This is a genomic window from Paraburkholderia dipogonis (assembly GCF_046027395.1).
Classification (GTDB): domain Bacteria; phylum Pseudomonadota; class Gammaproteobacteria; order Burkholderiales; family Burkholderiaceae; genus Paraburkholderia; species Paraburkholderia dipogonis_A.
This window is the reverse complement of record NZ_JAQQEG010000038.1, coordinates 1-15,232: the sequence shown is the minus strand read 5'-3', so window position 1 is coordinate 15,232 and position 15,232 is coordinate 1. Positions and strand designations below refer to the sequence as shown.

General features: G+C 62.2%; 15 protein-coding genes, 1 other RNA gene and 1 riboswitch. Of the genes, 10 read left to right on the top strand and 6 right to left on the bottom strand.

Annotated features, from left to right (window positions below):
• Nucleotides 1-11: 11 nt before the first annotated feature.
• Nucleotides 12-1,904 (bottom strand): TonB-dependent receptor domain-containing protein, encoded by a 1,893-nt coding sequence (locus PQR32_RS31595; protein ID WP_408236420.1) that lies wholly within the window; start codon nt 1,902-1,904, stop codon nt 12-14.
• A gap of 91 nt (nt 1,905-1,995) precedes the next feature.
• Nucleotides 1,996-2,252: riboswitch (cobalamin riboswitch) on the bottom strand.
• A gap of 206 nt (nt 2,253-2,458) precedes the next feature.
• Between PQR32_RS31595 and PQR32_RS31590 the strand changes: the two genes are divergently transcribed.
• The 5 genes from PQR32_RS31590 to PQR32_RS31570 all read left to right on the top strand — a co-directional run bounded on the left by PQR32_RS31590 (nt 2,459) and on the right by PQR32_RS31570 (nt 4,912).
• On the top strand, nt 2,459-2,815 hold the full coding sequence (locus tag PQR32_RS31590) for an ATPase (protein WP_408236417.1): 357 nt from the start codon (nt 2,459-2,461) through the stop codon (nt 2,813-2,815).
• A complete protein-coding gene (locus PQR32_RS31585) occupies nt 2,812-3,126 on the top strand; it encodes a cell division protein ZapA (RefSeq protein ID WP_012432043.1) in 315 nt (104 codons plus the stop codon). Before PQR32_RS31590 ends, PQR32_RS31585 begins: the two co-directional genes overlap by 4 nt.
• Nucleotides 3,127-3,259: 133 nt before the next feature.
• A non-coding RNA gene (ssrS, locus tag PQR32_RS31580) (6S RNA) lies at nt 3,260-3,441 on the top strand.
• Between the two features lie 107 nt (nt 3,442-3,548).
• Entirely contained in the window at nt 3,549-4,007 is a 459-nt protein-coding gene (locus PQR32_RS31575) for an EVE domain-containing protein (RefSeq protein WP_408236414.1), read from the top strand.
• Between the two features lie 173 nt (nt 4,008-4,180).
• Complete coding sequence (locus tag PQR32_RS31570; protein ID WP_408236411.1) at nt 4,181-4,912, top strand: SIMPL domain-containing protein; 732 nt, start codon at nt 4,181-4,183, stop codon at nt 4,910-4,912.
• A 99-nt stretch (nt 4,913-5,011) separates the two neighbouring features.
• On the opposite strand, the gene lgt is transcribed toward PQR32_RS31570, so the two are convergent.
• Entirely contained in the window at nt 5,012-5,917 is a 906-nt protein-coding gene (gene lgt / locus PQR32_RS31565) for a prolipoprotein diacylglyceryl transferase (RefSeq protein WP_408236408.1), read from the bottom strand.
• 118 nt (nt 5,918-6,035) lie between these two features.
• Nucleotides 6,036-7,022 (bottom strand): LysR family transcriptional regulator, encoded by a 987-nt coding sequence (locus PQR32_RS31560; RefSeq protein ID WP_408236405.1) that lies wholly within the window; start codon nt 7,020-7,022, stop codon nt 6,036-6,038.
• A 173-nt stretch (nt 7,023-7,195) separates the two neighbouring features.
• On the opposite strand from PQR32_RS31560, the gene ilvD reads away from it, so the two are divergent.
• Nucleotides 7,196-8,869: a dihydroxy-acid dehydratase gene (ilvD, locus tag PQR32_RS31555; protein ID WP_408236402.1), complete on the top strand. Its 1,674-nt coding sequence runs from the start codon at nt 7,196-7,198 to the stop codon at nt 8,867-8,869.
• Between the two features lie 189 nt (nt 8,870-9,058).
• On the top strand, nt 9,059-9,397 hold the full coding sequence (locus tag PQR32_RS31550; RefSeq protein WP_408236399.1) for a c-type cytochrome: 339 nt from the start codon (nt 9,059-9,061) through the stop codon (nt 9,395-9,397).
• A gap of 132 nt (nt 9,398-9,529) precedes the next feature.
• Here PQR32_RS31550 and PQR32_RS31545 read toward each other — a convergent pair whose 3' ends face one another.
• The 3 genes from PQR32_RS31545 to PQR32_RS31535 all read right to left on the bottom strand — a co-directional run bounded on the left by PQR32_RS31545 (nt 9,530) and on the right by PQR32_RS31535 (nt 12,358).
• Nucleotides 9,530-10,264: a DUF2486 family protein gene (locus tag PQR32_RS31545; protein WP_408236396.1), complete on the bottom strand. Its 735-nt coding sequence runs from the start codon at nt 10,262-10,264 to the stop codon at nt 9,530-9,532.
• 92 nt (nt 10,265-10,356) lie between these two features.
• Entirely contained in the window at nt 10,357-10,773 is a 417-nt protein-coding gene (locus tag PQR32_RS31540) for a DNA polymerase III subunit chi (protein WP_408180711.1), read from the bottom strand.
• A gap of 58 nt (nt 10,774-10,831) precedes the next feature.
• Entirely contained in the window at nt 10,832-12,358 is a 1,527-nt protein-coding gene (locus PQR32_RS31535; protein WP_408236393.1) for a leucyl aminopeptidase, read from the bottom strand.
• Between the two features lie 137 nt (nt 12,359-12,495).
• Between PQR32_RS31535 and lptF the strand changes: the two genes are divergently transcribed.
• From lptF to PQR32_RS31520, 3 genes are read left to right on the top strand one after another with little or no spacing between them, the layout of a single operon-like run.
• Complete coding sequence (lptF, locus tag PQR32_RS31530; RefSeq protein WP_408236390.1) at nt 12,496-13,593, top strand: LPS export ABC transporter permease LptF; 1,098 nt, start codon at nt 12,496-12,498, stop codon at nt 13,591-13,593.
• A gap of 3 nt (nt 13,594-13,596) precedes the next feature.
• Entirely contained in the window at nt 13,597-14,745 is a 1,149-nt protein-coding gene (gene lptG, locus PQR32_RS31525; protein ID WP_116142638.1) for an LPS export ABC transporter permease LptG, read from the top strand.
• An 11-nt stretch (nt 14,746-14,756) separates the two neighbouring features.
• Complete coding sequence (locus tag PQR32_RS31520) at nt 14,757-15,128, top strand: sirohydrochlorin chelatase (RefSeq protein WP_408236386.1); 372 nt, start codon at nt 14,757-14,759, stop codon at nt 15,126-15,128.
• Nucleotides 15,129-15,232: the final 104 nt, after the last annotated feature.

The window sequence follows — 15,232 nt, the reverse complement described above, 5'->3', positions numbered from 1 at the left end:
AGGCGACTCGCTCACTGCTGCTGCCAACCAACCGTGAGATACGCACCGCGCCGCGGCGAGTTATACGAGTAGGCCGTTTCATAGTCCTTGTCCAACAGATTCTGGATTTGCGCGGTCACGTACCATGCTTTCGTGATGTTGTAGCGCGCCGACAGATTCACCACGCCATAGCCGCCCAGCTTGCCGCTGCTGTCATTGCTCGGGCCGCTCACGATCCACTCGCCGCCCACACGCCACCCGGCGAAGCTGCGGTTCACCGTCAGCGCGCCGAAGCGCCGAGCGCGCCGCACGAGGTCGGCATCGTTGTCGAGGTCGACGGGATTTTGCAGCGTCACCGACGCGCGCACGTCCGTCTTGCCGACATGGCCGCTCCACGATCCAACGAGCCCCTGCACCTTCGCATGGCCGACGTTCTCGGCCAGATAGATGCCGGGCGTCACCTGCTCATAGTCAATCAGATTCGAGTAGCGCGTCTGGAACGCAGTCAGGCGCATCACGCCAAGCGCATTCGATGCGTACTGCAACGCGGCTTCGATCGAATGGCTGCGTTCCGGCTGGATCGACGGATTGCCGCTGAACGGGTAGTACAGATCGTCGAAGCTCGGCGCGCGAAACGAATCCGAATAGCTTGCGGTCACCTTCCAATGGCCGGTGATGTCGAAGCCATAGCCGAGATAGTAACTGTTCGCTCCGCCGAAATCGGAATACTGGTCGCGGCGCACGTTGGCCTGAATCTGGTTGCGCCCGAAGCGCCCCGTATAGCCGACGAAACCCGAATCCACATGCCGGTCGGGCGCCGCAAACGTATCCGAATCGAGGCTTTGATCGAGATGCTCATAGCCGACCTGCAACTTCTGCTGCGCGGCCAGCGCGAAATCGTTCTGCCATGTGTACTGGCGATTGTCGGTATCGAAGCGGCCGTTGTACACACCGTTGGTATTCGACACGCTGCGGTCGTCGCCTTCCGCGACGATGAAGTGCGTCGTCCACCAGTCGGTCAGCTTGCCGTTCGCGAATACGGAGACCTGGCGCACTTTGCTATACAGGTTGTTCAGATCGGTCGGCACGCCGTACGCATTGTCGTAGCTGTTGTTGCCGTTCGACTGGAAGTAGCTGGCGCCGGCGTCCCATTTGTCGTCGAACTTGTGGCGCAGCGAAGCTGAGATGCTCTCGTTCAGATAGCCGTTCGCATTCGGATTGGCATTGGGCGCCTCGCGTGGATTGAGCGACGAGAAACCATCGTCCTTCGAACGCGCGAGCGAAATGCTGAAGGTCGTGTTGCCGTCTTTATCCAACGCGCCGTTCACGCCCGCCTGCTGCGTCTGCGTGTGATAGCTGCCGTAGCCCAGCGAAAAATTGAAACGCGGCGGGTGGTCGCCGCCGTCTTTCGTGAACACCTGCACCACGCCGCCGATCGCGCCCGAGCCGTATAACGCCGACACGTTGCCGTTCACCACCTCGACGTGATCGATCTGGTCGAGTGGGATCTGCGCCAGTTGCGGCGCACCCAGGCTCACCGAATCGACGCGCACACCGTCGATCAGCAGCAGCGATTGCGTCGATGATGCGCCGCGCAAGTAAAGGCTCGTGGTCGAACCAGGGCCACCTGTACGCGAGATTTGCGCACCGGGCGCGAGTTGCAGGAGGCCAGGCAAATCGGTCGCGGTGGTGTCGGCAATATCCTGCTGATCGAACAGCGACGTCTGCGGGATCGTATCGGCGAGTGCTTGCGGCCCGCGCTCCGCGGTCACCACCACGGGCGACAGCACCGCCGAAGACGACACGGCAGCCGATGAATCCGCCGACGGGGACGAAGAAGAAGATGAAGGAACAGCTTGCGCATGCACGACGATCGGCAGGCCCGCGAAAGCGAGCAACGCCGCGCGGGCGATGGGGGACAGCATGGGATGAAAGTCCTGTGGGTAGCGTGCGCGGCCCGCTTCCCCGCAGGCCGATGCGTAACGAGGCGCCCGCGTATTTAACATTTTCGCGCGTGACGTGCCTCTCCCTCTGGCCGGTATCCGGGCTGGCGACACATCGATTCCGCCTTCCCACGCGTGACGCGCAGTGGCACACTCGCGAGTTGAACTTCCAACACGCGATCAGGATCGACTTGCATGACGAATGCGGTCGCTTACCGTTGCGGGGGCAGCGCAGGTTGGCGCGTTCAGGCGAACGGCGCGCCCTGCTTCCCGTTTAACTGCGCGCGCCGTTGAAAAGCGCACGCGGGCACCAGAGTGCGGCAAGTTTAGGAGCGGCCTCGGGGTCCGTCAAGAATGCTGGAACCTTGGCCATCCGTTCTGTTAAGTGCAGGTTATTGTCCGACGCATGAGTACTTTTTCATCATATGGTCGATAAAAGCCTGCACAAAGCGATGTTGTTACGTCTCGAAACGAGACAATTGTCGGAACCTGCGACATTCCGCGCTAAAATGCGATGTCTTTAGAGGACGCAGCAGATGCTCACCGAACTCGAAACACTTTCACAGAATATCGGCAAGCTGATTGCGATCAGCCAGCGCCACAATGAAGCGCGACTCGCGCTCGAAGACCAGCTCGCCCAATCGCGTGCCGATGCCGAAGCCACGCGCACGGAACTTGCAATGCTGCGCGAGGAACGTAACGCGCTGCAGGCGGAACGCGACGCGCTATCGGCGAAGATCGACGACGCACAGGTGCGCCTGAATGCGATTCTCGAGAAGCTGCCGCGTGCCCGCGCGAACAGCGAGCCGGACAACCAGCTCGATCTGCTCGAGCCCGCTCAGCACGAAGTCGAAGCCGAGAGCGACGCGACCCGCCACGGAGAAAATGCATGACCACCAAGCAGATCGAAGTATCGATTCTCGGCGTGCCCTATCGCCTCGCCTGCTCGCCGGAAACGGAAGCGGCGCTGCTCGAAGCGGTCGCTCGCGTCGACGCCGAAATGTCGAAGATCCGCAATAACAGCAACGTGCGCGGCACGGATCGCATTGCTGTCATGGCTGCGCTGTCGCTGGCATCGGAACTGCTTAGGCTGCAATCGAGCGTGAGACACGGAGAAGCATTTCCCGCTGAAGAAATCCGGCGTACAATGCATCAAATGAACGAACAACTAGGTACTGTGATTGAGCAGTACAGCATGCAGTAAGTGTCGTGTGTTATCGTGCTGCCGGTCCTGAGATCGGCGGCGGATTCAAACGGAGTGCGTGAGCACAAGGCGTGCAAGATTCAGCAAACGTTTGAGTTCAATCGGTAGTTCGTTTTTTAGCTTCATCGGTTTAGCTTCCCTGCCTGGTTCGCCAAGGTCATATATTCCTTGAACCAATGCCATGTGCACGGTTGCGGAAATTTGTAGCACGGGTGTGCGCGTCACTCTGTCTGATGTACCCGAAGTGTTGCTAACTGCGACCAATTCTGAACCCCCGGTTCAGGATGCCGGCCTAGCGGCTAAGGCGGGGACCTTATTTAGAACGGCATCGGACTTCGGTTCGGTGCCGTTTTTCTTTGGGCGCTGTTTTTTGTACGCCGATTTCTTCCGCATCTTCAACCTCTTAACGTTCAATTCGATTCATGCGCTACTGGCTAATGAAGTCCGAACCGGACGAAGCAAGCATCGACCATCTCGCCAACGCACCGCACCGCACGTTGCCGTGGACCGGCGTGCGCAACTATCAGGCGCGCAATTTCATGCGCGACATGATGCAGGTCGGCGACGGCGTTCTGTTCTATCACTCGAGTTGTCCTGAGCCCGGCATCGCGGGTATCGCCGAGGTGTCGTCCACGGCGTATCCGGATCCCACGCAGTTCGACAAAAAGAGTTCTTACTACGACGCGAAGTCGTCGCAGGAAACGCCGCGCTGGGTGCTCGTCGATGTGGTGTTCAAGAAGAAGATCCCGTTGATTCCACTCGCCGCGCTGCGCGAGCATGACGAACTCAAGGACATGCGTGTGCTCGCCAAAGGCAACCGCCTGTCGATCACGCCGGTGACCGAAGCCGAATGGCGCTTCATCACCAAGCGGCTCGCTTGACGTTGCGCGCTTGATGATGCGCCGCGCGTATTCATGCACACGCAAACGTTAAAGCAACGTCAAACAAGGGAACCAAGCTCAGGTTACAACCGCCTAACGGACTCGCAAACGTCGTGCCATTGCGCGGCGTTCGCTCCAATCGTGCATAACCTGTTCAAGCAAGGAGTCCAACAATGACGAAAAACACCGCACGTGCACTCGCTTTCGCTCTCGTCTGCGCCGCGCCTGCCGCGCTCGCACTGACGCCGGCCGTCGCACGCGCGCAAGGCGCCATGCAGTATCAGCCGGCCGGCGTGTTGTCGCTGAACGCGCAGGCCAGCGCGGAAGTGCCGCAAGATGTCGTCGATATCACGCTGTTCTACGAGCAGGAAGCGAGCGATCCGTCGGCGCTCACGGCAACGCTGAACCAGCGCGCCGATTCGGCGTTGCAGAAAGCCAAGGGCGTGAGCGGCGTAACGGCACGTACGGGCTCGTTCTCGATCTATCCGTCCACTGACCGTGACGGGCGCATTTCCGCATGGCGCGGCCGCACGGAGATCGTCCTCGAGTCGCACGATTTCGCCGCGGCGTCGAAGCTCGCGGGTCAAATGGCATCGATCATGCAGGTCGGCAACGTGCAGTTCTCGCTCTCGCCCGAAGCGCAGCGCGCGGCCGAACAGAAGCTCACCGGCGAAGCGATCAAGTCGTTCCGCGAGCAGGCCGCTTCGTCCGCGCAGGCGTTCGGCTACAGCGGTTATTCGATTCGCGAGGTCAACGTCGGCCACAACGGCGTGATGCCGCGTCCGATGATGATGATGAGCGCGCGCGCCATGGGCGCGGACGCGAAGGCCTCGGCGCCGGTGCCGATCGAAGGCGGCACGTCGACGGTGACCGTCAACGTGTCGGGCTCGGTGCAGATGAAGTAACGCGTTTTACTGCTAGCGGCAGTGGTTTGATGCAGTAAAAGAAAAAGCCACGGCACGCCGTGGCTTTTTTCATTGGCTACGACAAACCGTAGCTAAGGATCAACTCGCACTGACCGCCTGCGCCGGCTCACGCCGCGCGCGGCGATAAGACCACACCAGCATGCCGATACCGACGAGGATCATCGGCAGCGACAGCCATTGGCCCATGGAAAGGCCCATGGCAAGCAGACCGAGGAAGTCGTCCGGCTCACGCGCGAATTCGACCGTGAAGCGCGCGAGGCCGTAGCCGATCAGAAACACAGCGGAAATCGCGCCCATCGGCTTCGGTTTGCGCGAGAAGAAGAACAGCACGAAGAACAGCGCGACGCCTTCCAGCGCGATTTCATACAGCTCCGACGGATGGCGCGGCAGCATGTGATATTGCGCGAACACTTCGTTCAAGTGCCATTGCGCGGCCAGTTGCGGATGCGCAGTGAGCCACGCGGCGTCGTCGGGCGCGGCGCCCGGAAACAGCATGGCCCACGGCGCCGACGGATCGGTCACGCGGCCCCACAACTCGCCGTTGATGAAGTTGCCGAGGCGCCCCGCCGCGAGGCCGGTGGGCACCATCGGCGCGACGAAGTCCGTGACCTGCAGCCACGAGCGTTTGCGCTGATACGCGAACAAGACCATGGCCAGCGTCACGCCGAGAAAGCCGCCGTGAAACGACATGCCACCTTCCCACACCTTGAAGATGTCGAGCGGATGCGCGAAATAAAAGCTCGCCTTGTAGAACAGCACGTAGCCGAGCCGGCCGCCGAGGATCGTGCCCAGCACGCCGTAAAACAGCATGTCGTCGATATCTTTGGCGGTCCAGCCTTGTGCGGCGACGTACGGCAAACGCAGCCGCAGCCGGCCGACGACGATCGCCGCGATGAACGCGACGAGGTACATCAGTCCATACCAGCGCACGGCGAGCGGCCCCAGATGAATGGCAACGGGGTCGAAATTGGGGTGAATGAGCATCGTGTTGTTATGGGCAGTTCAGGTTCAGAAGCAGTTTTCTAGTAGTGGGCGGCGCTGCCCGCATCCTGCGGTGCATGCGTTGGACGGTTCGGCCGCCAATGCGTTCGCAAAGACGCTCTTAAACGCACGGCGCAGCGGATTGTTGCACCTCGACGGTCGCCGCATGCGCCCGCACGATGTCGATGAAGCCCGCCAGCACCGGGCTCACCTCCGCCGTCCGCCAGACGAGACCCGTCTCGATCGCGGGCACCGACTCGGACAGCGGCCGGTACACGACGCCGGTGCGGCGCAGATTACGCAACGATTGCGGCACCAGTGCGACACCCATGCCGGCCGACACGAGGCTCACGATCGTTTGCATCTGGATCGCTTCCTGGCCGACCCGGGGTGCGAGGCCCGCCACGCCGTAGCAATCCATAATGATGTCATAAAAGCCTGGCGCCAGACGTCTTGGGAAGACCACGAGCGGCGCGTCGGCCACATCGCGCAGGCTGATCGGCGTGTCCAGCCATTCGGCGCGCGGGTCGGCATCGTCGCCGCTGGCGCTCGCCACGCGCGCCGCCATCTCCGTCGACATGGCGATCACCAGCGGCTCGCGCGCGATCGGCAGCCACGAGAGCTGGGTGGCGTGGCGCGAGGGCAGCGGCGCGATCACGAGACCCGCGTCGATGCGCCCGGCCACCAGTTCGTCCACCTGCACGTCGCTGGTGGCTTCGGTCAATTCCAGCCGCACGCGCGGATGGCGCGCGCCGAAATCGCGCAGCAACAGCGGCAGCAGGCCATAGTCCGCCGTCGAAACGAAAGCCAGCGACAATACGCCTGCCTCCCCGCGCGCGAGGCTCTGCGCGAGCGGTCGTAAGCCCTCGGCGCTCGCCAGCAGGCGCTGCACCTCGGGCAGCAGATCGGCGCCCACCGACGTGAGCTCGACGGAACGTTTGGTGCGCGCGAACAATTCGACACCGAGCGTCTCCTCGAGCGCCCGGATGGCTTGCGACAACGGCGGCTGCGTCATCGAAAGACGCACAGCCGCGCGCCCGAAGTGCTTTTCTTCGGCGACGGTAACGAAATAGCGCAGCTGGCGTAGATCGGGAATGGCAGGCAGCATGATTGATACATTTTACGACCTAATGAAGCCCGAATAATATATTGGACGCGCGCATCGCGAAACTGCATCCTTGCGCGACACGCCGGACTACACTGGACGGATGCCGCCGGCAGCCCGCGCCGGCGATGCAAGAACCCGCAGCGCGGATCAAAACAAAACAGACTGGAGTTCCCATGGCATACAACCGTCGTTCGAAGAACATCACGCAGGGCGTGGCGCGTTCGCCGAATCGCTCGATGTACTACGCGCTCGGCTACGAGAAGGCCGACTTCGACAAGCCGATGATCGGCATCGCCAACGGCCACTCGACCATCACGCCGTGCAACGCCGGCTTGCAGCGCCTGGCCGACGCGGCCGTCGCCGCGATCAAGGGCGCCGACGCGAATCCGCAGATCTTCGGTACGCCGACGATCTCGGACGGCATGTCGATGGGCACGGAAGGCATGAAGTATTCGCTGGTGTCGCGCGAAGTGATCTCCGACTGCATCGAGACCTGCGTGCAAGGCCAATGGATGGACGGCGTGGTCGTGATCGGCGGCTGTGACAAGAACATGCCGGGCGGCATGATCGGCATGCTGCGCACCAACGTGCCGAGCATCTACGTGTACGGCGGCACGATCCGTCCGGGTAACTGGAAGGGCACCGACCTGACCATCGTGTCGTCGTTCGAAGCCGTCGGCGAGTTCACGGCCGGGCGCATGTCGCAGGAAGATTTCGAAGGGGTCGAACAGAACGCATGCCCGTCCACGGGTTCGTGCGGCGGCATGTACACCGCCAACACCATGAGCTCGTCGTTCGAGGCGCTGGGCATGTCGCTGCTGTATTCGTCGACGATGGCCAATCCGGATCAGGAAAAGGTCGACTCGGCGGCCGAATCGGCCCGCGTGCTGGTCGAAGCGGTCAAGAAGGATCTCAAGCCGCGCGACATCGTCACGAAGAAGTCGATCGAAAACGCCGTGGCCGTGATCATGGCTACCGGCGGCTCGACCAATGCCGTGCTGCACTTCCTGGCGATCGCGCACGCGGCCGAAGTGGAATGGAGCATCGAGGACTTCGAGCGCATGCGCAAGAAGGTGCCGGTGATCTGCAACCTGAAGCCGTCGGGCCAGTTCGTGGCCACCGATCTGCACAAGGCTGGCGGCATTCCGCAAGTCATGAAGATCCTGCTCGACGCGGGCATGCTGCACGGCGATTGCATCACGATCACCGGCCGGACCATCGCGGAAGAGCTGAAGGACGTGCCGAGCAAGCCGCGCGCCGATCAGCAGGTGATTTTCCCGATCGACAAGGCGCTCTACAAGGAAGGCCATCTCGCGATCCTGAAGGGCAATCTGGCCGTCGACGGCGCGGTCGCCAAGATCACCGGTCTGAAAAACCCGGTCATCACCGGCCCGGCGCGCGTGTTCGACGACGAGCAAAGCGCGCTGGAAGCGATTCTGGCCGACAAGATCGTGGCCGGCGACGTTGTTGTGCTGCGCTACCTCGGCCCGAAGGGCGGCCCCGGCATGCCGGAGATGCTCGCTCCCACCTCGGCGATCATCGGCAAGGGTCTCGGCGAAAGCGTCGGCCTGATCACCGACGGTCGCTTCTCGGGTGGCACGTGGGGCATGGTGGTCGGTCACGTCGCGCCGGAAGCCTTCGTGGGCGGCACGATCGCGTTCGTGCAGGAAGGCGACTCGATCACGATCGACGCGCACAAGCTGCTGCTGCAACTGAACATCGACGACGCCGAGCTGGAGCGCCGCCGTGCCGCATGGCAACAGCCGAAGCCACGTTACACGCGTGGCGTGCTGGCGAAGTACTTCGCACTGGCGCTCCCGGCCAACAAGGGGGCGATAACGGGCTAAACGACGGCTGCAGCTACGGCTACGGTTACGGCCGGCTGGCGAACGCGCGTGGTCCGGGATCACGACGACAGTCCTGCGAAAACGCGTAAGGCTACGTAAAAGCGAAAGGGGTGCACGGGAATCCGTGCGCCCCTTTCCTTTTATAATGCTGGCACCACGAGTCGGGCATCCGCACCGACGGAGACCAGAATGAAATCAAAGTCGCACACAGCGCTTGCAGCCGCCGTCGTGCTGGGCGTCGCGTTGAGTGCCGGCAGTCCGGCGGCGCATGCCGAGGCCGCTGGCCTCGCGCTGGCCCAGCAGCAGAACTGCATGAGTTGTCACTCGGTCACGCGTTCCTTCATGGGACCGGCGCTGCATGATGTCGCGGCGAAATATGCCGGTCGCGAAGACGCCGCCGCTTATTTGCAGCACAAGATTCTGGATGGCAGCACGGGCGTGTGGGGTCCGGTGCCGATGCCCGCCAATACGCAACTCACGCCCGATCAGGCGGCTACGCTGGCGAGTTGGGTGTTGACGCTCAAATAAGCGGTTCAGACAAAGAGCGCCTCGCGAAAGGCGCTGCGCGCGGGCAACGCTCCCAGCGCACGTAGTCCCCAGTAGATGGTCGTACCACGGCGCCAGTACTTAAGCTGAACGGCACGCAGGCGGTGGCGACGCTCAACGCGCGCCCGCTTCACTCACACGATCACGCGCTGCCGAGGCGCGCCGCGCGATCTCTTCCACCACCGCTTCCCGCACCCAGCCTGTCATCTCACTCTCCAGCGTCAGCGCCACTTCTCGCGTGATCTGGTCGATGAGCCAGCCTGTGTGCACCTGCAAGGCCTCGCGGCAACGTTCCTCGATTACGCTGCGCCCGTCGCCCGCCAGAAAACTGGCGACGCGTCCGCGCAGACGTTCGGCAATGACGTCGGCGTCCAGCGCCAGCGGCGGCTCGACGGCGCCTTCGCGCGCGATATCCGGCGGTACGGTCGAGCCCGCCTCGAGCGGTGTGATCGGCTCGGCCCGATCGAACACGCCCGCCGACGGCGCTTGCGCGTCGTCATGCGCATGCCGCGGCTCCGCGGCGTGGTGCGCCCGCGGGCGCTTCTTCGGATGATGATGGTCGGCCGGATGCGCCGGATGCGCGGCGTCTTGCGGCGCACGCGGCGGTTGCGGTGCGAGGGTCGGTTCCTGCGCATGCAACGGCTGCGCCGCGAGCACCGGTTCCGCCGACCTCACCTGCTCCGGCGTCAGCACCGGCTGCGGCGCGAGCACGGGCTCTGCCTTGAAACTGGGTTCGCGCGGGCCGTCGAGCTCGGCCGCATCGCTCGACGCTTGCCGCGCCTGCACAGAATGGCCCTGCACGAGAACCTCGTGCAGAACCGGGATCGAATCGTCGTTGGGATCGGACACGTGCGCTCTCCGTGTTTGAGTCGAAGCTGAAGCAGCCCGCGTGCACGCCGGATGCCTGAGACCAGACACACGCGACGCGGACGAAACAGGACCTAGCTGCCTTGCTTGTAGTTGTTCAAAGCATAGCCGCGATCGCGATAGAAGCGATAGCGTTCGCGGCCCGCAGCGAGTTCCTCGTGTGCGTTACCGACCACTTCCAGCAATCTCTCGAAGCGCGCGAACTGCGCCGGCACCGTGGCGCCCAGATTCAGCAGCACCTGATGATGCGGCACGTCGTCGAGGCTGGAAGCCAGCACGATCGGCGTTTGCGCGGCGAGCGGCGTGCCCGCCATGCAATGCGGCACGAAGTCGAGCGGCGAGAAGGTCCACAACTGTTCGTCGAAGGCCTTCAGGCGCGCGGGCTCGGCCAGCACGATGGTCGGCTGGCCCGCCTGATACGCCTTGCGGATCAGGCGGCACGCATACAGCAGCGAATCGCCGACGTTCGAGTGAAAGTCGATTCTCGTCATCGGCGGCTCCGCTTTGCGCCTGCATTTGCAGCCGCGCCTGCATCTTTACTGCATTGCGTCATTGTGCGGCGCGACCGTCAGCGGCCCTGTCGATCAGGAACTGCGCGAGCAACGGCACCGGCCGGCCGGTGGCGCCCTTCGCCGCACCGCTCTTCCATGCCGTGCCCGCGATATCCAGGTGTGCCCACGGATACGCCTCGGTGAAGCGCGACAGGAAGCACGCCGCCGTCACGCTGCCCGCCGGACGGCCGCCGATGTTGGCCAGATCCGCGAAGTTCGACTTGAGCTGGTCCTGATACTCGTCGTCGAGCGGCAGACGCCAGGCCGGGTCGGATGCTTCACGCGATGCGTCGAGCAGCTCGCCCGCCAGCGCGTCGTCTTTCGAGAACAGGCCGCTGTTGTGGTGGCCGAGCGCAATGATGCAGGCGCCCGTGAGCGTGGCGATATCGATCACCGCAGCCGGCTTGAAACGCTCGGCGTAGGTCAGCGCGTCGCACAGGATCAGGCGGCCTTCGGCGTCCGTATTCAGCACTTCGATCGTCAGGCCCTTCATGCTGGTGACGATGTCGCCCGGCTTGGTGGCCGTGGCCGAAGGCATGTTCTCGACCGCCGGAATGATGCCGACCACGTTGATTTTCAAGCCCATCTCGGCGACGGCGCGCAACGTGCCCAGCACCGAACCGGCGCCGCACATGTCGTACTTCATCTCGTCCATGCCTTCGCCTGGCTTCAGCGAGATGCCGCCCGTATCGAACGTAACGCCCTTGCCGACCAGCACCACCGGCGCGGCTTTCGCGGCGCCGCCCTGGTACTGCAGCACGATGAACTGCGCCGGTTCCACCGAGCCGGCCGTGACCGACAGGAACGAGCCCATCTTGAGCGCTTCGCACTGCTTTTCGCCCAGCACTTCGACCTTCAGCTTCCAGTCTTTGGCGAGCTTCTTCGCGGTGTTGGCGAGATGGGTCGGCGTGCACACATTGCTCGGTAGATTGCCCAGGTCGCGCGTCAGGTCCATGCCATTGGCGAGAGCGGCGCCCTGCTTCGCGGCCAGCTTGGCGGCCTTCTCGTCGCCGGTGTTGACGCTGAAGACGATGCGCTTCAAGGCGCGTGCCGAATTGTCCGGCTTGCTCTTCATCTGCGTGAACTTGTAGGTCAGCTCACGCAGCGCGAGGATCGCAGCGCGCACACCCCAATCGGCCGTGCGTTCGAGGATCGGCGCTTGCGCCAGCGTGAAGGTAACCTGGACGATCTTGGTGCCCAGCAGCGCGCGCCAGGCGGCCCGCACGGCTTCGCCGTAGGCTTTCTGGTTGAAAGCGTCCTGCTTGCCGAGGCCGACCAGCAGCACGCGGGAGGCGCCGATGCCCGACACTTCATGCAGGAACAGCGTGGTGCCGGCCTTGCCGTCCATGTCGCCGGCCTTGATGATGCGGTTCAGCAGGCCGCGGGTGGCCTCGTCGATCTCGAGAGCCGCGCCCGACAGGGTTTGCGACTCGAACACGCCGATTACGATGCAATCGGATTTCCCAGTCAGGAAACCGTTTGACGAGCCTTTGGTCCAATCACAGGCTTTTATGCTAAAGTCCATCGCGCTTGTCCTCGGATAAAATCTGGGCTTAGGATGAAAGCCGCAATTATCCGCTATTTTTCCCGCGGCGGCTGCACCGGAGGTGTGACGGGAAGCAACCCGTGCGCCACTGAGAGCGCCCCCTCTCATCATCAATAATGATCTTCGAACGCTCCCTCCAGCGCGAACTCGCGTATACGGCTGGTGCCGTGTTCATGGTTCTCCTCACGCTCGTGCTGACGACGATGATGATCCGCATCGTCGGCTTCGCAGCCTCGGGCGAGATCGACCCGCGCGACGTGCTGGTCCTGATCGGCCTGACCGTGATCGGCTACCTGGCGATCATGCTCGTCGCGACCCTGTTCGTGTCGATCCTGTTCGTCCTGACCCGTTGGTACAAAGACTCCGAGATGGTCGTGTGGCTCTCGTCGGGTGTCAGTCTGACGCAATTCATCAAGCCGATCGGCATTTTTGCCACGCCGATCATCATCCTCATCATGTTCTTCGTGTTCGTCGGCTGGCCGTGGTCGAACCAGCAGAGCAAGCTGATCCGCGCGCGCTTCCAGCAGCGCGACGAAGTCTCGCTGCTCGCGCCGGGTCAATTCCGCGAATCGGCCACCAGTCATCGCGTGTTCTTCATCGAGAAGATGTCGCCCGACCAGGCGCGTGTGGAAAACGTGTTCGTGACCAGCACGGAGAACGGCAAGGTCAACGTGGTCGTGTCGAAGACCGGCCATACCGAGACGCGTAAGAACGGCGATCGCTTCGTCGTGCTGGAAAACGGCCGCCGTTACGACGGCCAGCCGGGCCAGCCCGATTTCCGCATCATGGAGTTCGAGCGCTACGGCGTGAAGATCCAGAGCCAGCCGGTCGTCAATACGCCCAGTACGACCGGCACGCCCACGCTCACGCTGCTGCGTAATCCGAGCAACGATAATCTCGCCGAATTCGCCTGGCGCGCGGGGCTGCCGCTCATCGCAATCAATCTGATGCTGTTGGCCATTCCGCTCGCGCACCAGAATCCGCGGCGCAGCCGCACCATCAATCTCGTGATGGCGGTGCTCATCTATCTGACGTATTCGAATCTGTTGAACGTGGTGCAGTCGTGGATCGAGCAGGGCAAGATGTCGTTCCCGGTCGGGCTGGTGGGCCTGCACGTGATCGTCGCGGCGATCGTCGCGTTTATTTTCTGGCTGCGCGTGCGCAACCGGCCGCTCTTCACGCGGGCGATGTTCAGCCGTTCGCAGGGAGCCTGACCGATGCGCATCTATGAAAGGTACTTCGCGCGTCAGATCTATCTCACGTTCATCTTCATTCTGTTTGCGTTTTCGGGTCTGTTCTTTTTCTTCGATCTGATCAACGAACTGAACTCGGTTGGGCACGGCAATTACAAGTTTCAGTACGCCGTGTTGCGGGTTGCGCTGCAGACGCCGTCGCGCTTCTACGAAATCATCCCGGTTGCGGCTTTGATCAGCGCGATCTATGTGTTTGCGCAGATGGCGGCGAATTCCGAGTACACGATTTTTCGTGTATCCGGGCTTGCTACGAATCAGGCGTTGCGGTCGTTGTTGAAGATCGGTATTCCGCTGGTTTTGCTGACTTATCTGATCGGTGAAGTGGTTGGTCCTTACACGGATCAGTTGTCGGAGCGTGTGCGGCTCGAGGCGCTCGGGTCTTCCGTGTCGAGCAACTTCGAGTCGGGCGTGTGGGTGAAAGACACGCTGACGGCACGCGCGGACGGCGAGCAGGTGACGCGCTTCGTCAACGTCGGCGAATTGAAGCCGGACGCGACGATCAGCAATGTGCGCATCTACGAATTCGATTCGAAGTTCCGGCTTTCGAATGTGCGGACCGCCAAGAGCGGCAAGTATCAGCCGCCGGGTCATTGGCAGTTGACCGGTGTGACCGATACGCAATTGATCGATGTGCCCCCTCCTCCGGGCACGCCCGCCGATGCGTTGAATCCCGTGTATCGGGCGAAGGAAGTCACTGTGCCGGAGTATTCGCTGCGTTCGGAATTGACGCCGCAGATTCTGTCTGTACTGCTGGTGTCGCCGGATCGGATGTCGATGTTCAATCTGTTCCGGTATATCCAGCATTTGACCGAGAATCATCAGGACACGCAGCGGTATGAAATTGCGTTGTGGCGCAAGCTGTTGTATCCGTTTGCTGTGTTCGTGATGCTGGTTTTGTCGTTGCCGTTTGCGTATTTGCATACGCGGGCTGGTGTCGTGGGGATGAAGGTTTTCGGCGGGATTATGCTGGGGATGAGTTTTCAACTGTTCAATACGCTGTTCTCGCATATCGGGACGTTGAATACCTGGCCCGCGCCTTTGACTGCGGCTACGCCTGGGTTGGTTTATCTCGTGCTCGGGCTGGTTGGGTTGAAGTGGGTTGATCGTCATTAGGGGCGTGCGCCATGGCTATGCATGGGATTGTTTTGTTTGGGCATGGCGCGAGAGATGTGCGGTGGCGGGAGCCGTTTGAGAGACTCGCTATCAAGTTGCGGGGCGCTTCTCCTGAGGCTGGGCCGGTGGCGTTGGCGTTTCTTGAGTTGATGGAGCCGGATTTGCCTACGGCTGTGGGTGAGCTTGTTGCTCAAGGCTGCGATGTTGTCACCGTTGTGCCGGTGTTTTTTGGGCAAGGGGGGCATGTCAGGAAAGACTTGCCTCTGGTGATCGAGCAATGCCAGGCATTGCATCCCTCTGTTCTGATTAAGTGCGCTGTTGCTGTGGGTGAGGATGAGGCGGTTTTGGACGCTGTCGCTCAGTATTGCCTGCGGCAGGTTTGATTGCTTCTTGGGTTGTGCTCCTATGGTGTTGGCCTTTCCTTGAATTCTTTGTGGTCTATTAGTGTTGCCCCTGTGCGGGGCGGCACCTACTTTCTTTGCATGCC

Coding starts and splice junctions, on each gene's coding strand:
- PQR32_RS31575 (WP_408236414.1), top strand. CDS start 3,549: ATGCGCTACTGGCTAATGAAGTCCGAACCGGACGAAGCAAGCATCGAC.
- lptF (WP_408236390.1), top strand. CDS start 12,496: ATGATCTTCGAACGCTCCCTCCAGCGCGAACTCGCGTATACGGCTGGT.
- PQR32_RS31595 (WP_408236420.1), bottom strand. CDS start 1,904: ATGCTGTCCCCCATCGCCCGCGCGGCGTTGCTCGCTTTCGCGGGCCTG.
- PQR32_RS31535 (WP_408236393.1), bottom strand. CDS start 12,358: ATGGACTTTAGCATAAAAGCCTGTGATTGGACCAAAGGCTCGTCAAAC.
- PQR32_RS31540 (WP_408180711.1), bottom strand. CDS start 10,773: ATGACGAGAATCGACTTTCACTCGAACGTCGGCGATTCGCTGCTGTAT.
- PQR32_RS31590 (WP_408236417.1), top strand. CDS start 2,459: ATGCTCACCGAACTCGAAACACTTTCACAGAATATCGGCAAGCTGATT.
- lgt (WP_408236408.1), bottom strand. CDS start 5,917: ATGCTCATTCACCCCAATTTCGACCCCGTTGCCATTCATCTGGGGCCG.
- PQR32_RS31520 (WP_408236386.1), top strand. CDS start 14,757: ATGGCTATGCATGGGATTGTTTTGTTTGGGCATGGCGCGAGAGATGTG.
- PQR32_RS31585 (WP_012432043.1), top strand. CDS start 2,812: ATGACCACCAAGCAGATCGAAGTATCGATTCTCGGCGTGCCCTATCGC.
- PQR32_RS31560 (WP_408236405.1), bottom strand. CDS start 7,022: ATGCTGCCTGCCATTCCCGATCTACGCCAGCTGCGCTATTTCGTTACC.
- lptG (WP_116142638.1), top strand. CDS start 13,597: ATGCGCATCTATGAAAGGTACTTCGCGCGTCAGATCTATCTCACGTTC.
- ilvD (WP_408236402.1), top strand. CDS start 7,196: ATGGCATACAACCGTCGTTCGAAGAACATCACGCAGGGCGTGGCGCGT.
- PQR32_RS31550 (WP_408236399.1), top strand. CDS start 9,059: ATGAAATCAAAGTCGCACACAGCGCTTGCAGCCGCCGTCGTGCTGGGC.
- PQR32_RS31570 (WP_408236411.1), top strand. CDS start 4,181: ATGACGAAAAACACCGCACGTGCACTCGCTTTCGCTCTCGTCTGCGCC.